The 16,858-nt window shown below is 60.7% G+C and carries 16 protein-coding genes; 9 read left to right on the top strand and 7 right to left on the bottom strand.

The genetic code is table 11. The features are described 5' to 3' along the window. Positions 1–83 precede the first annotated feature (83 nt). Entirely contained in the window at positions 84–572 is a 489-nt protein-coding gene (gene bkdR, locus QK293_RS24445; protein WP_017339472.1) for a Bkd operon transcriptional regulator BkdR, read from the top strand. A 148-nt stretch (positions 573–720) separates the two neighbouring features. Here the strand turns inward: bkdR and QK293_RS24450 are convergent, their stop codons facing one another. Next, on the bottom strand, positions 721–1,584 hold the full coding sequence (locus QK293_RS24450) for an MBL fold metallo-hydrolase (RefSeq protein WP_282382109.1): 864 nt from the start codon (positions 1,582–1,584) through the stop codon (positions 721–723). Positions 1,585–1,746: 162 nt separating this feature from the next. Between QK293_RS24450 and QK293_RS24455 the strand changes: the two genes are divergently transcribed. From QK293_RS24455 to nahK, 4 genes are all read left to right on the top strand, one after another. Continuing rightward, complete coding sequence (locus QK293_RS24455) at positions 1,747–2,553, top strand: sulfite exporter TauE/SafE family protein (protein WP_282382112.1); 807 nt, start codon at positions 1,747–1,749, stop codon at positions 2,551–2,553. A gap of 208 nt (positions 2,554–2,761) precedes the next feature. Next, positions 2,762–3,946, top strand: coding sequence for a porin (locus QK293_RS24460; RefSeq protein WP_282382114.1), 1,185 nt, complete (start codon positions 2,762–2,764; stop codon positions 3,944–3,946). A 339-nt stretch (positions 3,947–4,285) separates the two neighbouring features. After that, on the top strand, positions 4,286–5,449 hold the full coding sequence (gene nosP, locus QK293_RS24465) for a nitric oxide-sensing protein NosP (RefSeq protein ID WP_282382117.1): 1,164 nt from the start codon (positions 4,286–4,288) through the stop codon (positions 5,447–5,449). Continuing rightward, positions 5,418–8,015, top strand: a complete 2,598-nt coding sequence (gene nahK, locus QK293_RS24470) for a hybrid sensor histidine kinase/response regulator NahK/ErcS' (RefSeq protein ID WP_282382154.1) — start codon at positions 5,418–5,420, stop codon at positions 8,013–8,015. The genes nosP and nahK overlap by 32 nt, the downstream gene beginning before the upstream one ends. Positions 8,016–8,238: 223 nt before the next feature. Here the strand turns inward: nahK and QK293_RS24475 are convergent, their stop codons facing one another. The 6 genes from QK293_RS24475 to QK293_RS24500 form a co-directional block, all read right to left on the bottom strand. After that, positions 8,239–8,901 carry a response regulator transcription factor gene (locus tag QK293_RS24475; protein WP_140894404.1) on the bottom strand — a complete coding sequence of 221 codons (663 nt, stop codon included), beginning with the start codon at positions 8,899–8,901 and terminating at the stop codon, positions 8,239–8,241. Positions 8,902–8,957: 56 nt separating this feature from the next. After that, entirely contained in the window at positions 8,958–9,515 is a 558-nt protein-coding gene (locus QK293_RS24480) for a PQQ-dependent catabolism-associated CXXCW motif protein (protein ID WP_282382126.1), read from the bottom strand. Between the two features lie 115 nt (positions 9,516–9,630). After that, a complete protein-coding gene (locus tag QK293_RS24485; RefSeq protein ID WP_282382129.1) occupies positions 9,631–10,422 on the bottom strand; it encodes an ABC transporter permease in 792 nt (263 codons plus the stop codon). Further along, positions 10,419–11,150, bottom strand: a complete 732-nt coding sequence (locus QK293_RS24490) for an ABC transporter ATP-binding protein (protein ID WP_282382132.1) — start codon at positions 11,148–11,150, stop codon at positions 10,419–10,421. The genes QK293_RS24485 and QK293_RS24490 overlap by 4 nt, the downstream gene beginning before the upstream one ends. Beyond that, on the bottom strand, positions 11,147–12,106 hold the full coding sequence (locus QK293_RS24495; protein WP_282382135.1) for a YVTN family beta-propeller repeat protein: 960 nt from the start codon (positions 12,104–12,106) through the stop codon (positions 11,147–11,149). Before QK293_RS24495 ends, QK293_RS24490 begins: the two co-directional genes overlap by 4 nt. A gap of 39 nt (positions 12,107–12,145) precedes the next feature. Next, positions 12,146–13,330 (bottom strand): ABC transporter substrate-binding protein, encoded by a 1,185-nt coding sequence (locus tag QK293_RS24500; RefSeq protein ID WP_282382138.1) that lies wholly within the window; start codon positions 13,328–13,330, stop codon positions 12,146–12,148. Positions 13,331–13,606: 276 nt separating this feature from the next. On the opposite strand from QK293_RS24500, the gene pedF reads away from it, so the two are divergent. The 4 genes from pedF to QK293_RS24520 are packed head-to-tail and all read left to right on the top strand — an operon-like array spanning position 13,607 to position 16,663. Next, complete coding sequence (pedF, locus tag QK293_RS24505; protein ID WP_282382141.1) at positions 13,607–14,068, top strand: cytochrome c-550 PedF; 462 nt, start codon at positions 13,607–13,609, stop codon at positions 14,066–14,068. A gap of 3 nt (positions 14,069–14,071) precedes the next feature. After that, a complete protein-coding gene (locus QK293_RS24510) occupies positions 14,072–14,950 on the top strand; it encodes a transporter substrate-binding domain-containing protein (RefSeq protein ID WP_282382144.1) in 879 nt (292 codons plus the stop codon). Then, on the top strand, positions 14,947–15,708 hold the full coding sequence (locus QK293_RS24515; protein ID WP_282382147.1) for a quinoprotein dehydrogenase-associated SoxYZ-like carrier: 762 nt from the start codon (positions 14,947–14,949) through the stop codon (positions 15,706–15,708). The genes QK293_RS24510 and QK293_RS24515 overlap by 4 nt, the downstream gene beginning before the upstream one ends. 16 nt (positions 15,709–15,724) lie before the next feature. Next, positions 15,725–16,663 carry a quinoprotein relay system zinc metallohydrolase 1 gene (locus tag QK293_RS24520; protein ID WP_282382150.1) on the top strand — a complete coding sequence of 313 codons (939 nt, stop codon included), beginning with the start codon at positions 15,725–15,727 and terminating at the stop codon, positions 16,661–16,663. Positions 16,664–16,858: the final 195 nt, after the last annotated feature.

Below are 16,858 nucleotides of genomic sequence, written 5' to 3' on the forward strand. Positions count from 1 at the left end.
ATATTTCTCTCTGTTTCGTTGCGCTTCGGATCATTTGAGGATAAAAAATCTTCATAAACATAAAAAACAGGTGGTTTTGTCTCATGCGCAAACTGGACCGTACCGATATCGGCATTTTGAACAGCCTTCAGGAGAACGCGCGCATCACCAACGCCGACCTCGCACGCTCGGTCAATCTGTCGCCGACGCCGTGCTTCAACCGGGTCAAGGCGATGGAAGAATTGGGGTTGATTCGTGAGCAGGTGACGCTGTTGGATGCCGACCTGTTGGGGCTGCACGTGAATGTGTTCATTCATGTGAGCCTGGAGAAACAGGTGGAGGAGGCGCTGCAGCATTTTGAAGAGGCGATCTCGGATCGCCCGGAAGTGATGGAGTGCTATTTGATGGCCGGCGACCCGGACTATTTGATTCGGGTGCTGGTGCCGACCATTCAGTCGCTTGAGCGCTTCATGATGGATTTTTTGACCAAGGTGCCCGGGGTCGCGAACATCCGTTCGAGCTTTGCGCTCAAGCAGGTGCGCTATAAAACCGCGCTGCCGTTGCCAGCGAATGGGTTAACCCTCGCCAACTAAATGCAAAGCCTCTGTAGCAGCTGTCGAGCACCGCGAGGCAGCGTCCGGCTGCGTAGCAGTCGCAGACCCTACAACCGAGTTCCTTCAGGTAAACCGCGGACGCAGCCTCGCGGTGCTCGACAGCTGCTACGGGTTAAGTGTTCGATCGTTAAAGTTTATTCAGAGGGATTTTCAGGTAGGTCACGCCATTGTCTTCCGCCGGCGGCAAATTCCCCGCACGCACATTCACCTGAATCGCGGGCAGCAACAGCGTCGGCATGCCCAGCCCCGCATCACGCTGAGTGCGCATGGCGACGAACGCGGCTTCGTCGATACCGTCATGGATGTGAATGTTGCTTTTACGCTGCTCGCCCACCGTGCTCATGCACTGAGGTTCGCGACCCTCGGGCGGGTAATCGTGGCAGACATAGAGTTGCACGCTGGCAGGGAAGGCCAGCAGTTTGCGAATCGAGGCGAACATCTGGTTGGCGTTGCCGCCGGGAAAATCGCAACGAGCGGTGCCCACGTCCGGCATGAACAATGTATCGCCCACCAGAATCACATCGCTGTCGATCAGATAGGCCATGTCCGCTGGCGTGTGCCCGGGAACATGCAGGGCCGTGGCCTTGAGGTTGCCGATCATGAACGATTCGTCCGGCGCGAACAGATGGTCGAATTGCGAACCGTCACTGCGAAACTCCGGCTCAAGGTTGAACAGGGTCTTGAACACGCCCTGAACCTTGCTGATCGACTGACCAATAGCAATCTTCCCCCCCAGTTCCCGACGCAGATACGGTGCGGCGGACAGGTGATCGGCATGGGCGTGGGTTTCCAGCAGCCATTGCACGTGTAACTGGTGGTCGCGAACGAAGGCGATGATCCTGTCGGCCTGGACGGTGGCGGTTCGCCCAGCGGCCGGGTCGTAGTCGAGCACCGGGTCGACGATCGCGCAGTGCCCGCCATCGGCTTCGTAGATCACGTAACTGTAGGTCGACGAGGCAGGGTCTAAAAAAGCTTCAATCAAGGCGGGCATGGTGGCCGTTTCTTACTGGATAAGCCATGAGGGTAGTTTCATTTTCCCTGCGCTGACCAGCCCTCAGTCAATTCAAAGAAGGAAAAAAGCTGTGCGGGCTCTATCCTGTCTGTCATCGATACCGGGCGTTCCCGGCTTTATTCCGCGGATCACGAGCGTTTTATGTTGCTGGCAAGTTTTTTTGGCGTGGTGATGGGACTGGTCCTGGGATTGACCGGCGCTGGCGGCGGCATTCTTGCGGTGCCGGCCCTGGTGCTGGGGTTGGGTTTGACCATGACCCAGGCCGCGCCGGTCGCTCTGTTTGCGGTGGGCAGTGCCGCGGCAGTCGGCGCCATCGATGGTTTGCGTCATGGTTTGGTACGCTATCGCGCCGCGATGCTGATCGCATTGCTGGGGGCGATTTTTTCGCCGGTAGGCATCTACTTCGCCCATCAGTTGCCGGAAAAAATCCTGATGATTCTGTTCAGTCTGCTGATGGTCATGGTGGCCTGGCGGATGCTGCGTCGTGAGCGCCAGGAAGAAGGTCCAAGCGACCACGGCCACGCCAACTGGGGCCAGAAAAACTGCATGCTCGATCAGCAGACCGGGCGCTTTTCCTGGACCGCCAAGTGCACCGCGACCCTCGCGGCACTGGGCGCGGTGACCGGGGTTGTCTCCGGGCTGCTCGGGGTGGGCGGTGGCTTCTTGATCGTTCCGGCGTTCAAGCAGCTGACCGATGTGCAGATGCGTGGAATCGTCGCCACCTCCTTGATGGTGATCAGCCTTATTTCCGCCATCGGCGTGATCGGCGCGTTTCAGGCCGGGGTGCGAATTGACGGTGTGGGCATGGCGTTTATCGTCGCGAGCATCGTTGGCATGATCATCGGCCGCAGGCTTTGCGCGCGATTACCGGCCCGGGGATTGCAGATCGGCTTCGCCAGCATCTGTGTCGTGGTCGCCGCTTACATGCTGTTTAGAGCGGGCGTCTAGCCAGTACCGGTGCTTGTGGATGCCAGTCCGTTCTGCAGGCGTACACCCTAAGTTCCGAGCCTGCCGACGCGCGGTCTTACACCGAACTTGCCGCGCATGACCTGCCACTCCAAAGCACTTCAAAACCGCCTCCAAGGCAGCGTATGACGCCGCCGGTCAGCTTTCGATAATCGCCTCCGACATCCAGTCCCCCGCTGCGGAGCGCGTCATGCACAACAATATGAACATCAAGCATCGTTTCTTGCCTGTCTTCATCGCCAGCCTGTCGACCCTCGGTTTGAGCTCGATGGCCGAAGCCGAGATCATGCTGTATGACAAGGACCAGACCACGTTTTCCACCGATGGCTACATCAACGCCTTCTATGTGAACAGCGATGTGGACCGTGCCGGCGACCAGTTCGACCGCAAACAGGCGCGTGTGAAGATGGGCTTTTTGCCCAACTACCTGGGCTTCAACATGAGCAAGCAGATCGATGACCTCAAGCTCGGTGCCCGGACTTCGTTCTGGGTGACCATCAACGACAGCGAAACCAACGGCACCGACACCGCCATCGATGTGCGGCAGTTCTACGGCACCGTGGCTAATCCTGAGTGGGGTGAGGTGTTGATCGGCAAGGACTTTGGCCTGTTCGCCCGCTCCAACATCCTGCTGGATGAAATGCTCACCGGTTACGGCCAGGTCAGCGATTCCCTGGGGCTGGTGGACGGTGGCGGGGTGTCGTTCGGCAACATCGGCACGGGTTATCCATACCCGTTCCCTACGTCGCAGATTACCTATCGCACGCCGGTGATGGAGGGCTTGCGGGTGGCGGTGGGGATCATGGACCCGGTGGACACCAACGACAGCAGTCCATTGGGCAAGGCCTATCAGGAGAACCCGCGCACCGAGAGCGAGATCACCTATCAGTTCGACGTTGCCGGGGCGAAGATCTACAGCTGGGTCAACGGCAGCTACCAGACTTCCGACAATACCGACTCCACTGTCCAGTCCATCACCTCCAAAGGTGTCGGCTACGGTGTGCAAGCGAAGATGGGTGGGCTGTCTCTTACCGGCTCCGGTTTCCAGGCCAAGGGCATCAACCCGTTCTTCACCAACAACGCCGGTGAACCGACCCTGCGCAACGTCGACAGTGACGGTTACTTGCTGCAGGGCTCCTACAAACTCGGCAAGAACCGACTGGCCTTGTCTTACGGCAAGACCAACGACGACGGCAATGGCGTGGTCGGCAGCGGCGCGGACTACGAGACGCGCGGCATTGCGCTGTTCCATGACGTCAACGACAACCTCAAGCTGGTGGCCGAGTACAACCAGTTCGCAATCAACGGCCACGACACCAGCGACCAGAACGAAGACACCGACACCTTTGCGGTGGGGGCGGTGCTGACCTGGTAATCCCTTGGCGAAGGAGATGGCCCTGATGCCTTTCGACTAGCCATTACCCGATCTGTAGCAGCTGTCGAGCACCGCGAGGCAGCGTTCGGCTGCGAAGCAGTCGTGAAATCAGACAATGCGATGTTTCAGGAAAACCTCGCACTCAGGTTTTGCGACTGCTTCGCAGCCGAACGCAGCCTCGCAGGCTCGACAGCTGCTACAGAATTTGAGTTGTCCTTGAAACGGTCGCACAGACTCTCATCCCATCGAAGCGGCTACCCGCTACCCAAGTAGCATACGTCGCGACCCTCAGGCTTCGTACACTCGAGCCTCATACATGCGCACCTGCGGGAGGCGACGATGCAGCAGGTCCAGAACGAAGGTGTTGTCAGTGCAATGTCCCAGGCCACCGATGCCCAGCAGGCTGCTCAGGAATTGGCGCGGCAGTTGTTGCACCCGCATCTGGGATTTGTGCTGTTCTTCTGTTCCGCCGAGTACGACTTGCAGGCACTGGGCCTGGCCTTGCAACAAAGCTTCGGTGGCATTCGCCTGGTGGGTTGCACCAGCGCCGGGGAAATCACGCCGTTGGGCTACGGTCGCAACTGCGTGACCGCGGTGGGCTTGGACCATCGGCATTTTTCCATCGACGCCGAATTGATCTCCGAGATGGAGCGCTTCAGCCTGATCGACGCCCAGCAAATGGTCGAGCGACTGGTCAGTGGCTGTCGCAGCAACACCCAGGCACCGATCAAGGGCAACAGCTTCGCGCTGACCCTGCTTGATGGTTTGTCCAGCCGTGAAGAAATGGTCCTCGCGGCCCTGAGTGCGGCGCTGGGTGACATCCCGCATTTTGGCGGTTCGGCCGGCGACGACAATTACCTGACCCACACCCACGTCTATTTTAATGGCGAGTTCCACAGCGGCGCGGCGGTGGTGGTGCTGGTCAACACCTGGCTGGATTTCGAGGTGTTCACCACTCACCATATTTTGCCGAGGGCGGAAAAACTGGTGGTCACCGGCGCCGACAGCGCCTCGCGCCGGGTCTTTGAACTCAATGCCGAGCCGGCCGCCGAAGAGTATGCCCGGCACATCGGTGTGCCGGTAGCGGAGCTCGATCATCGGATCTTCGCCGCACACCCATTGGCCGTACGGATCAACGATGAGTATTACGTGCGGGCGATCCAGCAGGTTCATCCAGACCTGAGCCTGAGTTTCTACTGCGCAGTGGAAAACGGCATCGTCCTCACGGTCATGACGCCGGGCCCGATGCTGCCGAATCTGCAAACGCTGTTCGAAGGGTTGCAGGAGCGCCTCGGCGATCTGCTGCTGACCATCGGCTGCGATTGCTTTCTCAGGCGTCTGGAACTGGAAGACGGCGGCAGTCTGGAGCAGATAGGGGCTTTTTTGCGTGACCAACGGGTGATGGGTTTCAACACCTACGGAGAACAGTTCAATGGCATGCATATCAACCAGACCTTCACCGGGGTTGCCATTGCCCGAGGCCGGTCCCCTGGACACCGCTGAGCTTCAAGCGCAGATCGCCAGCCTGCAGCGCGACAACCACAAACTGCAGCGCATCAATGGCGCGCTGATCGAGCGGATCGAGTCCGGCATCACTCGCGGCAACGACCCCTACGCGGCGTTCCAGCATTCGGTGGTGCTGGCCGAACAGGTGCGTGAGCGCACCGACGCCTTGAACCAGGCCATGGCTGAACTCAAGTCAGGCAATCACTTGCTCAGCGAAGCGCGCCTGCGCGCGGAAACCGCGCATCAGCATTTGATCGATGCCATCGAGAGCATTTCCGATGCGTTTGTGCTGTTCGATGCGGACCAGCGGATCGTGCTGTTCAACAGCCGCTTCAAGGCTTTCTGGGGCAACAGCCGGGTGCGGATCAACGCCGGCATGCGCCTGGCCGAGGTCAAGCGGCTGATGTCCGCCACGGGGCTGTTCACCGAAGAACCGCGCGGGCATGCCGACGAAAATCTGCTGTATCGCCTGCAGGACGGTCGCTGGTTGCAAGTCAGCGAACGACCCACCCAAGAGGGCGGACGGGTGATCCTGTTCACCGACATTACCGACGTCAAACTCAGCGAAACCGTGCGCCGCGAGCAGGCGGTGGCGCAGAAATCGCATCTGTTGCAACGGGCGGTCGACAACCTTTCCCAAGGGGTGGCGATGGTCAACGCCGAGGGCATTCTGGAACTGTGGAACCGACGTTTCCTCGAGCTGAGCGGCCTGGCGCCGGTGGCGGCCCATCGGCAGTTCGCCGAGGTGATCGCCGACAGCGAGTTGCACTTGCTGACGCCGGCCAGTCGTGATCTAAACGGGCGGCACGTGCAGGAATGCGAGCAGCGCCTCTACGATGGCCGGGTGCTGGAAATCCGCACCCATCCATTGCCCACCGGCGGTTTCGTCAATACCTTCACCGACATCACCGAACGCTACCAACACGCCGAAGCGCTGAGCGAAAGCGAGCGCTGGATTCGCCTGATCACCGACCACGTGCCGGCGCTGATTGCCTACCTGAATGCCGATCTGGTCTACGAATTCACCAACAAGGTGTATGAAGAATGGTACTGCTGGCCTCGGGGCGTGATGCTTGGGCAGAGCCTGCGCGAAGTCCACAGCGAACAGCATTACCAGCGCCTGGAAGCCTATGTGGCTCGGGCGTTGGCCGGTGAGAGCGTGACGTTCGAGTTCGCCGAAACCAACATCAACAACCAGGAGCGCTACATGCTGCGCTCCTACGTGCCTAATCGCCTGGCCACCGGGGAAGTGGTGGGGATTTTCGTGTTGATCCGCGACATCACCGAGCGCCGCCGCACCGCCGAGGCGCTGCACCAGGCCTATCAGAACCTTGAGTTGCGGGTGCGCGAGCGGACGGCGGAACTGACGACGCTCAACGACCAATTGCTGCGCGAGATCGACGAGCGTCGGCGCGTGGAGTCTCGCCTGCGCGAAGCCAAACTCGAGGCCGAGCAGGCCAACCTGTCAAAGACCAAGTTTCTCGCCGCCGTCAGTCACGACTTGCTGCAACCGCTGAACGCCGCGCGGCTGTTTACCAGCGCTTTGCTGGAACGACGCGAACCGGTGGCCAATGCGATTTTGGTGCGTAACGTCAGCAATTCCCTGGAAGACGTGGAAAACCTGCTGGGCACCCTGGTGGATATCTCCAAACTGGATGCCGGGGTGATCAAGGCCGACATTGCGCCGTTTGCCCTGAGCGAACTGCTGGAAAACCTCGCGGCCGAGTACACCCAGGTGGCTCGCAGTGAAGGCCTTGAGCTGCATTTCATTCCGTGTTCCGCGCTGGTGCGCAGCGACATTCAGTTGCTGGCGCGGATTCTGCGAAATCTGTTGAGCAACGCCATTCGCTACACCTACAGCGGTCGTGTGGTGCTCGGTTGCCGGCGTCATCACCAGCGCCTGTCGATTGAGGTCTGGGACAGCGGCATGGGCATTGCCGAAAACCGTCTGGAAGAGATTTTTCAGGAGTTCAAGCGCGGTGACGTGCAGCGTCCTGATCAGGATCGCGGGTTAGGTCTGGGCCTGGCGATCGTGGAGAAGATTGCCGGGATTCTCGGACACCGCATTCACGTGCGTTCGTGGCCGGGCAAGGGCTCAATGTTTTCCGTCGAAGTGCCCTTGAGTGCTACGGCACCCAAGGCGCTGCCGAGTCTGCTGATGAGTGAACCGATGCTTGAACGTCTGCGTGGGGCGCGGGTGTGGGTGCTGGATAACGACGCGGCCATTTGCGCCGGCATGCGCACATTGCTCGAAGGGTGGGGGTGTCTGGTGGTCACGGCGCTGTCCGAGGAGGACCTGGCGCGGCAAGTGGACAACTATCACGAAGAAGCAGACTTGCTGATCGCCGACTATCACCTGGATGACGATCAGAACGGCGTCGATGCCGTGGCCCGGATCAACGCCCGTCGCGGCTCGGCCATTCCGGCGATGATGATCACCGCCAATTACAGCAACGAACTCAAGTTGCAGATCCGTGAGTTGGGGCACACCTTGATGCACAAGCCGGTGCGGCCGATGAAGCTGAAGACGGCGATGAGTCATCTCCTAGGCCTATCCCGATAACTTGAGACTGACTGAACCTGTAGCAGCTGGCGAAGCCTGCGTTCGGCTGCGCAGCAGTCGTAAACCCTAAAGGCGCGGTCCTCCTGAAGCACCGCATTGTCTGAATTCACGACTGCTGCGCAGCCGAACGCAGGCTTCGCCAGCTGCTACAGGGAGTGTGTCGCCGTAAACTCCCCTTAACTGATCGGCATTAGGGCATGCCACTCAGCACTGTAAACGTGTTTCAGCGCCGCAAATACGACCCGAAATCAATGTCGCCGGCACTCAAAATCGCCTGCACCCGGTTGTGCACATTGAGTTTGCGCAGGATCGCCGAGACGTGGGCCTTGACCGTGGTTTCGGCGATTTCCAGGGTGTAGGCGATCTGTTTGTTCGACTCGCCCTTGGTCATGCGTTCGAGCACCAGCAATTGCTTGCGGGTCAAGGCCTGGAGCAGTTCCGGCGGGAAGCTCGGGGCATCGTTCATGCGCCTTGAGCCGCATTTTTGCGTGCGGATGATGTCCGGTGGCAAGTAGACATTGCCGTTGAGGATCTGCTGGATGGCCTCGGTCATCTGCACCCGTGGCGAGGATTTGGTGATGAAACCCACCGCGCCATAGGTGATGGCTTGCAGCACGACTTGTTTGTCCTGTTCGGCCGAGACGATCACCACCGGAATGGTCGGCGCCTCGTTGCGCAGGTTGATCAGGCCATTGAGGCCGTGCATGCCGGGCATGTTCAGGTCGAGCAGGATCAGGTCCAGGTCGTCGTGTTCCTGAGTCAGCGCCAGGGCGCTGTCCAGGTCGGCGGTTTCCATCACCTCGCTGCCCGGAAAACCATCGCTGATGACGTTATGAATGGCTTCGCGAAACAGCGGGTGATCGTCGGCAATCAGAATTTTGTACATAGCCTTTCACCTCATTATTTTGATTAGGGTGTGGCAACAACGCGCCCGCGTAAAGATCAGGGAAAGGGCTCGGGCTGGGCGGGCGCTACGGGCAGGTTGGCTGCCTGCCAGGCGTCCAGGCCGTCGCGATACCAGTACAGCGTCTTATAGCCCATGGCGGCGGCGCGTTTCACGGCGTTCCAGCTCAGCCAGCAATCGGAGCGGCAATAGAAGACCAGCGGTTGCGCGAGATCGCCTGCAGTCAATGTGTTCAGCTTATGCGCAAAATAGTCCTGCCAGTCGGGCGTCAGGTCACCGTCGCCGGTATTGGCCAGCCAATGGCTGCCGGGCAGGTTTTCGTGGGGCTGGTCCTCGATGAAACGTCCTTGCAGCCATTGCCGGCGGTAGACGTCGATCAGCACCGGACGGGGCGTCTGGGTCAGCAGGGTTTGCAGGGCCGCGGTATCAATGATGCCGGCGCCCTGTACTTGATTCGGGGTCGGGCTGCGGTAAAGACCGATGCGATAGCCGTCGGCTGAGAACAGCGGTGTTTCGGCCTGCGCGACGCCCAGCAACAGGCTTAGCGATAGCGCAGCGAGAGAAGGGCGCAGCAGACGACGTCGGGCACGCGGCATGGGGTTCAATCCTTATAGTTATGAACCCATTACATGCCAGTCTCGGTGCGTTGGGAATGCGACGATAGACAGGTAAAGCAGTACTAAAGTAGTAATTTCGTCCTGTTCTGTGTTGTTAGCTGGATTTGCGCAATGCCGCATGTTGCGGGTTGAAGGTGAGCACGGCGAGCAGAGCGAATAACAATGTCAGCCCCACACACACCGCCAATGCCAACGGATTGAAGCGTTCATGCAGGGCAAACCGCACCAGCTCCACCGCATGGGTGAACGGGTTCAACGCGCACAACCCGTACAGCCACTCGCTGGACTCGCGCATTTTCCACAGTGGGTACAGCGCCGACGACAGGAAAAACAGCGGGAAGATCACGAAATTCATCACCCCGGCAAAGTTCTCCAGCTGACGGATGGCGTTGGACAGCAACAAGCCCAGTGCGCTGAGCATCAATGCCACCAGCAGCAACGCCGGTAATGCAATCAACAAGCCCATGGCCGGTGGTTGCACACCGTACAGCCAGGCAATCGCCAGGAAGGCATAGACCTGCAACAGCGAGATCAGCGAGGTGGCCAACAACTTGCTGCACAACAGAAAGGGGCGGGACAGGGGGCTGGTCAGCAGCACGCGCATGCTGCCCATTTCCCGGTCGTAGACCATCGACAGCGAACCTTGCATGCCGTTGAACAGCAGGATCATGCAGGCCAGCCCGGGGATGATGTAGACCTCATAGGGAATGTAGGTGTCGTAGGGCTCGATGATCGCGATCCCGAGAGCGGCGCGAAAACCGGCGGCGAACACCAGCAACCACAGCAACGGCCGCACCAGCGCGCTAAGAAACCGCGTGTGCTGCAACACAAAGCGCAGCCATTCACGCAGCACGATGCCGCTGAAACATTGCCAATAAGCATTCATAGGGCGACTCCTGATGTTGTCAGGCGGGTGAAGGCCGACCCGAGATCGCCGCCATGTTCCTGGCTCAAGGCATCCGCCTGCCCGCTGGCCACCAGCCGGCCTTGATGGAGAATCAGCAAGTCGTCGCAGGGCTGCACCTCATCCAGCAAATGGGTGGTCCAGAGCACGCTGATGTTCTGCTCGCGGCACAGGCTGCGGATGTGCTGATTGAGGGCCAGCCGGCTGGCCGGGTCGAGGCCGGCGCTGGCCTCGTCGAGCAGCAGCAGGCGCGGTTCATGCAGCAAGGCGCGGGCGATTTCCACCCGGCGACGGTGGCCGCCATTGAGTTCGCGGACCCGCTCGCGACGGCGTTCAGTCAGGGACTGACGGGCCAGTTCGGCGTCGACCCGGATTCCAGTCTGACGCCGGGACATCCCATGCAGCGCGGCGTGATAACGCAGGTTTTGCTCGACGCTGAGGTCCAGGTCCAGGGTGCTTTGCTGAAACACCACACCCAGTTGCTTGAGCGCCGGGCGCGCCGCGTTACGCAGCGAACAACCGCCGACGCGGATGTCACCGCGCTGCACATCGTAGAGACGAGTGAGCAGGGCGATCAGCGTCGATTTACCCGCGCCGTTCGGCCCGAGCAGCGCCGCGAAACGTCCGGGTGCCAAGCTGAAACTCACCTGACGCAACGCCTCGCGCGCGCCATAGGCGAAACTCAGGTCGCTGACTTCCAGTGCGTTCATGGGGTCACCACCACGCCCCACGGATAGCGCCCGACCTTGATTGATTGGGTGACCTTGAGGCTGTCGACATCGATCACCGACACGTCGCCGCTGACACCGTTGGTGGCCAGCAGTTGCCGTTGATCCGGGGTGAATGACATCTGCCAGACCCGTCGTCCGACCAACAGATAATCAAGAATCTCGAAGGTCTTGGCGTCGATCACCGCCACATGATTGGCCGGGCCGAGGGCGACGAAACCGTACTTGCCGTCGGCGCTGAGTTTGATGCCCACGGGTTGAACCTTATCCGGGTGCACGCCCTTGATCTGGAAGGTCAGGGTCCTGAGGATCTGCCGGGTCGCGACATCGAGAATGGTCACCGTGCCGCCGATTTCCGCCGAGGCCCAGAGCTTGGAACCATCAGGCGTGAATTCGACGAAGCGCGGCCGCTGATCCACCAGAGTGTTGTCGGCCAGCGTCTGGGTGCTGGTGTCGATCCAGTGCAGCATGTTGGTGGTTTCGCTGGTGTTCACCGCCCACTTGCCGTCGGGGCTGACGGCCATGCCTTCGGGTTCAACGCCGACGTTGATCTGGCTCAGCACCTTGGAGGTTTCGGTGTCGATCACCGTCACCAGCGCATCGTCTTCGTTGGAGACGTACAGCCAGCGATTGTTGGGGTGCAAGGCGAACTGCTCAGGATCTTTGCCAGAGGGCAGTTCCTTGATGATTTTGCGCGTGGCGACGTCCATCACCTGGACCCGATCCGAGTCACTGGCGCAGATGTACAGCAGCTTATTGTCGTGGGACAGCAGCAGGCCGCGTGGGCGCTGGCCGACAGGCAGGGTATCGGTGACTTGCAGGGTCTGCAGGTCGATCAGGCTCAGGCTGTTGTCCTTTTCGTTGGAGACCCAGGCGGTGCTGGCCGCGGCGTGCCCGGCGGCAAGCAGCAGGGCGCAAGAGAGCAGGGTGCGGCGCATGGCGGATTCCTTTTTATTGTCGTTGTTGTGGAGGTGGGATCAGGGAAAGCTGCAGCTGACCTCGGGCTTGTCGTAGCCCAGGCTGTCCATCTCGTTAAAGGGGTGCAGGAAACCGTCCTGTGGCGAAGTGCTGACCAATGCGCGGGGCTGGACGATGGGAATGGGTTGGCGCAACTGGCCGTTCCACGCCCGATAGCTGAGCTTGCGACCCTTGAAACCATCCAGCGGCAATTGATCGCTGGTTTCAAGCGTACGGATCGCCATCGGATCGGTCTGACGCAACTTGCTCACCGCACTGGCGATGCTGCGCACGGCGATCCAGGCGGCGAAATCGCGGTCATTCATCCAGCGCCCGGCCATGGCTTCGAAGCGTTTCTGCAACTGGGCGGCGCCGTAGGTTTCCACGGTTTTGTGCCAGCCCACCGGGGTCAGGCCCTGAGTGCCGGCGACCGGCCGTGGGTACCAGGTCTGGTAGGGCACGTATTCGCCGAAATCACCGCGTTCATCCGCCACCAGCACCACATCGTACTCGGCGGTCTGGGTGAACAACGGCATGTCGGCCTGGGCGCTGCGACGCTGATCGTTGTCGAAACTCCAGGTTTTTTCCGCGACCAGTTTCAACCCGAAGCGTTTGGCGGCGCGGCGCAGGGCGGCGGCATAGGCTTGATCGTCCGGGGTCGGGCCGACGATCAGCAGCGCCCGTTGCCATTTGCGCACCACCAGAAATTGCGCCAGCGCATCGGCGAGCATCGCCCGACTCGGCAGGCTGTGCAGCACGTTCGGCAGGCAATCGGTGCTGCGCAGGCTGTCATCGGGACTGCCGGCATTGAACAGCAAGCTGTCGGGCAGCACGGCGCTGAGCCGGCGCAGGCTCTGCGCCGGTGCATTCACCACAAACAGACGCAGACCCTGTTCATGCTGGGCCTTGGCCGCTTCGACCAGGGCATCCGGTTTGTCGACGTTGGCGCTGACCAGGCTGTAACTCTGGTTGAGGAAACGCCCGGTGCTGTTGCTGTCGGTGATCGCCAGTTCGGCGCCACGCAGCCCGGCATCGACCGGCTCGGGAATGATGTTCGACAGCAACGGGCCCGGGTCGGGGCGATAACCCAGGTAGCCAATTTTCACCTGCAACGGCGCATCGGCGGCCTGGCTCTGGGTCGCCAACCCGGCGGCGCAGGCAATCGCCAACAGGTAAATCAGGGCGTAAGGGGCAAGCTGGCGCATAAGGCACTCCATTACAGGTAGCGCCAGCATAGGAAGCCTGCGAGGCAGAAGGAAATATGCAGAAAGTACCAATGAGTCAGTACCAAGGTAGTAACTCGCCCGGGGCGGCGTGGTTTTAGCGATCCGCGGCTGTATTTGGATGTGCGCCACAAGCCCTACTACCAAGGAATTAGACGGCGGCCACCAAAGCAGCATGGGGTTTGCGCGAAGCCCTTCCTAAGATGGGTGCCGTAGCCTCTTCAAAGAGGTTTTGCGTGCAATCAAGAGGGCATAACAATGACAACAAAACGCAACGCCTTACTCATTGCCGGGCTGCTGGCCGGTTTTATCAGCGCAGGTTCCGTCTGGGCCCACGGCAACGTGGTACCTCAGGCTGTCGCCACCCTGGGCCTGACCCCGATCAAAGACGCCGGCGTGCAGGTTGATGGCGATGGGTGGGCGGCGGTGAACCCGTATCGCACCTCCCCGGAACACGATAAGGCCGTGGAGATCGGTTCTTCGGCCTACAACCAGAACTGCGCAGCCTGTCATGGCCTGGAAGCCAAATCTGGCGGCATCGCCCCCGATCTGCGCCTGCTGGATGTCGCCGAAGCGGGTGATGAATGGTTCGTCGAACGCGTGCGCCACGGTGCCGTGCGTGACGGCCGGGTCTACATGCCGAAGATGGCCGATTACCTGAGCCAGGAAGCCTTGTGGGCGGTGCGTACTTACCTGGACAGCGTTCACGTCGAGGAGTAATCCATGCGCCTGCTCGCTGTGTTGATCAGCGCTGTGTTGCTGTGCTGCCAGACCGTGCAGGCGCAGGTCCGAACCTATGACGAAATGATCGCCGCCGGGGAGCTGAAAGTGGCGGTCTACAAGGACTTTGCCCCCTACAGTTTTGAAGACGCCGGCCAGGCCCGCGGCGTTGATGTCGAACTCGCCGAGGCGTTAGCCAAGGCCCTCGGTGTGCACCTGACGTTGATGTGGGCGCCCGCCGGCGAGAAGCTCGATGACGACCTGCGCGATTACATCTGGCGTGCCAGTCAGTTGCACGATCTGCAACTGGCCGACCTGATGATGCGCGTGCCGTACGATCGCGATTACGCGCAGAAGCGCAATGAACTGGGTGAGTTGGAAAACGGCCATGTGGTGATGTTCGGGCCGTACCAGAACGAACAATGGCAGGTCGCCTTCGACCGTCGCCGACTGGATAAGGTGGGCAGCGTCGCCGTGTTCGAGCACCACCCGATCGGCGTCGAAGTCGACAGTGTGCCGTCGTTCTACCTGACCTCGGTATTCAGCGGCATGCTCGCTGGCAACACCCATCACTACCCTGGTGTGGCACAGGCTTTCGCGGCCATGAAGGCCGGTGAAGTCGACGCGGTGATGGCCATGCGCGGCGAGATTGACTGGCAAGTGCATGAAGCGGCGGACCCGCAAGTGGCGCTGGCGGAAAACGCCTACCCGAACATGGGCAAGCAGCTCTGGGAGATCGGCATGGCGGTGCATGAAAGCAACCGTCAGTTGGCCTATGCGGTGGAAGAGGCGCTGGAAACCTTGATCCGCGAGGGCGCCGTCAAAACCATTTATGGTCATTACGGCCTGCGCTATGACGTGCCCGAGATGTATCAACAGTGAACTGGCGAGCGAGTTGTCTGTTGGCCTGCTGGTTACCCCTGGCTGCGCTCGCCGCGGACATCGACCCGGGCAAAGACCCGGTGCCCTCGGTGATGTGGGCCTTCTATCACAAGCAGATGCTCGGCGATGCGCCGTTCGTGTTCGACGACCGGGTCAAGCTGCTGGCGCCGCCGTTCGCCGAAGATGCCCGGCAGGTGCCGCTGGAAATCGACGCCCGGGCGTTCAAGGGCGAGGTGGTGAAAATCCTCGCCTGGGCCGAACTCAACCCCTTGCCAAAAATCGTCGATTTCCAGCCGCTGGACCGGGTGCTCCCCTGGCTGTCGATCCGCATCCGTATCGAGCAAGCCACGCCATTGCGTGCGGCGGTGCTGACCCGTGACGGGGTGTGGCATGTCGGCTCGACCCTGATCGATGCGGCGGGCGGCGGTTGCACGGCGCCGAGTGTGGTGCGTACTCAGCCGGGCTGGGAAGACCACATCGGCGAAGTGCTGGGCGGTCGTTATCCCCGTGGCGAATTCAGTCGCGTGCGGCTGCAGGTGGCGCATCCAATGGACAACGGCATGGTCAGCGGCATCCCGGAGTTCTTCATCAACCATGCCGAACTGCGGGATCAGAACGATCAGCTGCTGGCCCGACTTGAGCTGTTTCCCGCCGTCAGCGAAAACCCCAACCTGGCCTTCGACATCGAAGGAACAGGGCAGACGCGCCTGTTACTGCGGGACAACAGCGGCAATCAATTCGATGCGGCCATACCCTGACCCAAAGGAGCGCGTGATGCGCTGGATGCTGCTGTTGTTCATGAGCCTGAGCCTGCCGGCCCTGGCCGAGCTCGAGTATTCACTCAAGCCCCGACAGATCGCCGAAGACACGTGGCTGCTGGAAGGCAGCACTGACAATTTTGACAAGGCCAACGGCGGCAACATCGTCAATACCGCGTTCATCGTCACCGAACGCGGTGTGGTGGTGATCGATACCGGGCCGTCGAAACGCTACGGCGAAGCGATGCGCAAGGCGATTGCCGCGACCACCGATAAACCGGTGATTGAGGTGCTGCTGACGCATCATCATCCTGATCATGTGCTCGGCAACCAGGCCTTCAGTGACGTGCCGATCGGCGCGCTGGCCGGCACCACCGAGCTGCTGCATCAGCAGGGCGATGCCATGGCCGAGAACCTGTATCGACTGGTGGGTGACTGGATGCGCGGCACCGAAGTGGTGTTGCCGACCGAAACGCTGACGCCCGGCGTGCGAAGTTTTGGGGATCACGATTTTCGTCTGCTGGGCCTGGGTGGGCACACTGGCGCGGATCTGGCTATTCTCGACCAGAAAACCGGCGTGTTGTTTGCCGGGGATCTGGTGTTTTATCAACGGGCGCTGACCACGCCCAACAGTCCGGGGCTGTCGGTGTGGCTGGCGGACATTGCCACACTTCAAGGCTTGCCCTGGACGCTCATCGTTCCCGGCCACGGCCCGGTGGCCACGGATCAACAGCCGTTCGAACAGATGCGCGACTACCTCACCTGGCTCGATCAGCTCATGCGCGACGGCGCCGCCAACGGCAGCGACATGGCCGAGATGATCCGCAGCCCCATCCCCGACCGTTTTGCTGGCATCAGCCTGAGTCGTTACGAGCTGATCCGCAGCGTCAGCCATCTGTATCCGCGTTACGAGCGTGGGCAGATGACCCGGGTCGATTCCGCTGCAGAAAAATGACCCTGCGGCGACACAACCCCTTGTAGCAGCTGGCGAAGCCTGCGTTCGGCTGCGCAGCAGTCGTGAAATCAGAGTTCGCGGTGTATCAGGAAAACCGTGCAAGTCGGGTTTACGACTGCTACGCAGCCGAACGCAGGCTCCGCCAGCTGCTATGTATGGACTCGCCCCCACTGTCTACCCGCTTTTGAAAAACCG

The sequence above is a fragment of the Pseudomonas sp. AL03 genome (assembly GCF_029960815.1).
Classification (GTDB): domain Bacteria; phylum Pseudomonadota; class Gammaproteobacteria; order Pseudomonadales; family Pseudomonadaceae; genus Aquipseudomonas.

Excerpts from the sequence above, each read along its gene's own strand:
- bkdR (WP_017339472.1), top strand. The coding sequence starts at position 84 with ATGCGCAAACTGGACCGTACCGATATCGGCATTTTGAACAGCCTTCAG.
- QK293_RS24450 (WP_282382109.1), bottom strand. The coding sequence starts at position 1,584 with ATGCCCGCCTTGATTGAAGCTTTTTTAGACCCTGCCTCGTCGACCTAC.
- QK293_RS24455 (WP_282382112.1), top strand. The coding sequence starts at position 1,747 with ATGTTGCTGGCAAGTTTTTTTGGCGTGGTGATGGGACTGGTCCTGGGA.
- QK293_RS24460 (WP_282382114.1), top strand. The coding sequence starts at position 2,762 with ATGCACAACAATATGAACATCAAGCATCGTTTCTTGCCTGTCTTCATC.
- nosP (WP_282382117.1), top strand. The coding sequence starts at position 4,286 with ATGCAGCAGGTCCAGAACGAAGGTGTTGTCAGTGCAATGTCCCAGGCC.
- QK293_RS24475 (WP_140894404.1), bottom strand. The coding sequence starts at position 8,901 with ATGTACAAAATTCTGATTGCCGACGATCACCCGCTGTTTCGCGAAGCC.
- QK293_RS24480 (WP_282382126.1), bottom strand. The coding sequence starts at position 9,515 with ATGCCGCGTGCCCGACGTCGTCTGCTGCGCCCTTCTCTCGCTGCGCTA.
- QK293_RS24485 (WP_282382129.1), bottom strand. The coding sequence starts at position 10,422 with ATGAATGCTTATTGGCAATGTTTCAGCGGCATCGTGCTGCGTGAATGG.
- QK293_RS24490 (WP_282382132.1), bottom strand. The coding sequence starts at position 11,150 with ATGAACGCACTGGAAGTCAGCGACCTGAGTTTCGCCTATGGCGCGCGC.
- QK293_RS24495 (WP_282382135.1), bottom strand. The coding sequence starts at position 12,106 with ATGCGCCGCACCCTGCTCTCTTGCGCCCTGCTGCTTGCCGCCGGGCAC.
- QK293_RS24500 (WP_282382138.1), bottom strand. The coding sequence starts at position 13,330 with ATGCGCCAGCTTGCCCCTTACGCCCTGATTTACCTGTTGGCGATTGCC.
- pedF (WP_282382141.1), top strand. The coding sequence starts at position 13,607 with ATGACAACAAAACGCAACGCCTTACTCATTGCCGGGCTGCTGGCCGGT.
- QK293_RS24510 (WP_282382144.1), top strand. The coding sequence starts at position 14,072 with ATGCGCCTGCTCGCTGTGTTGATCAGCGCTGTGTTGCTGTGCTGCCAG.
- QK293_RS24520 (WP_282382150.1), top strand. The coding sequence starts at position 15,725 with ATGCGCTGGATGCTGCTGTTGTTCATGAGCCTGAGCCTGCCGGCCCTG.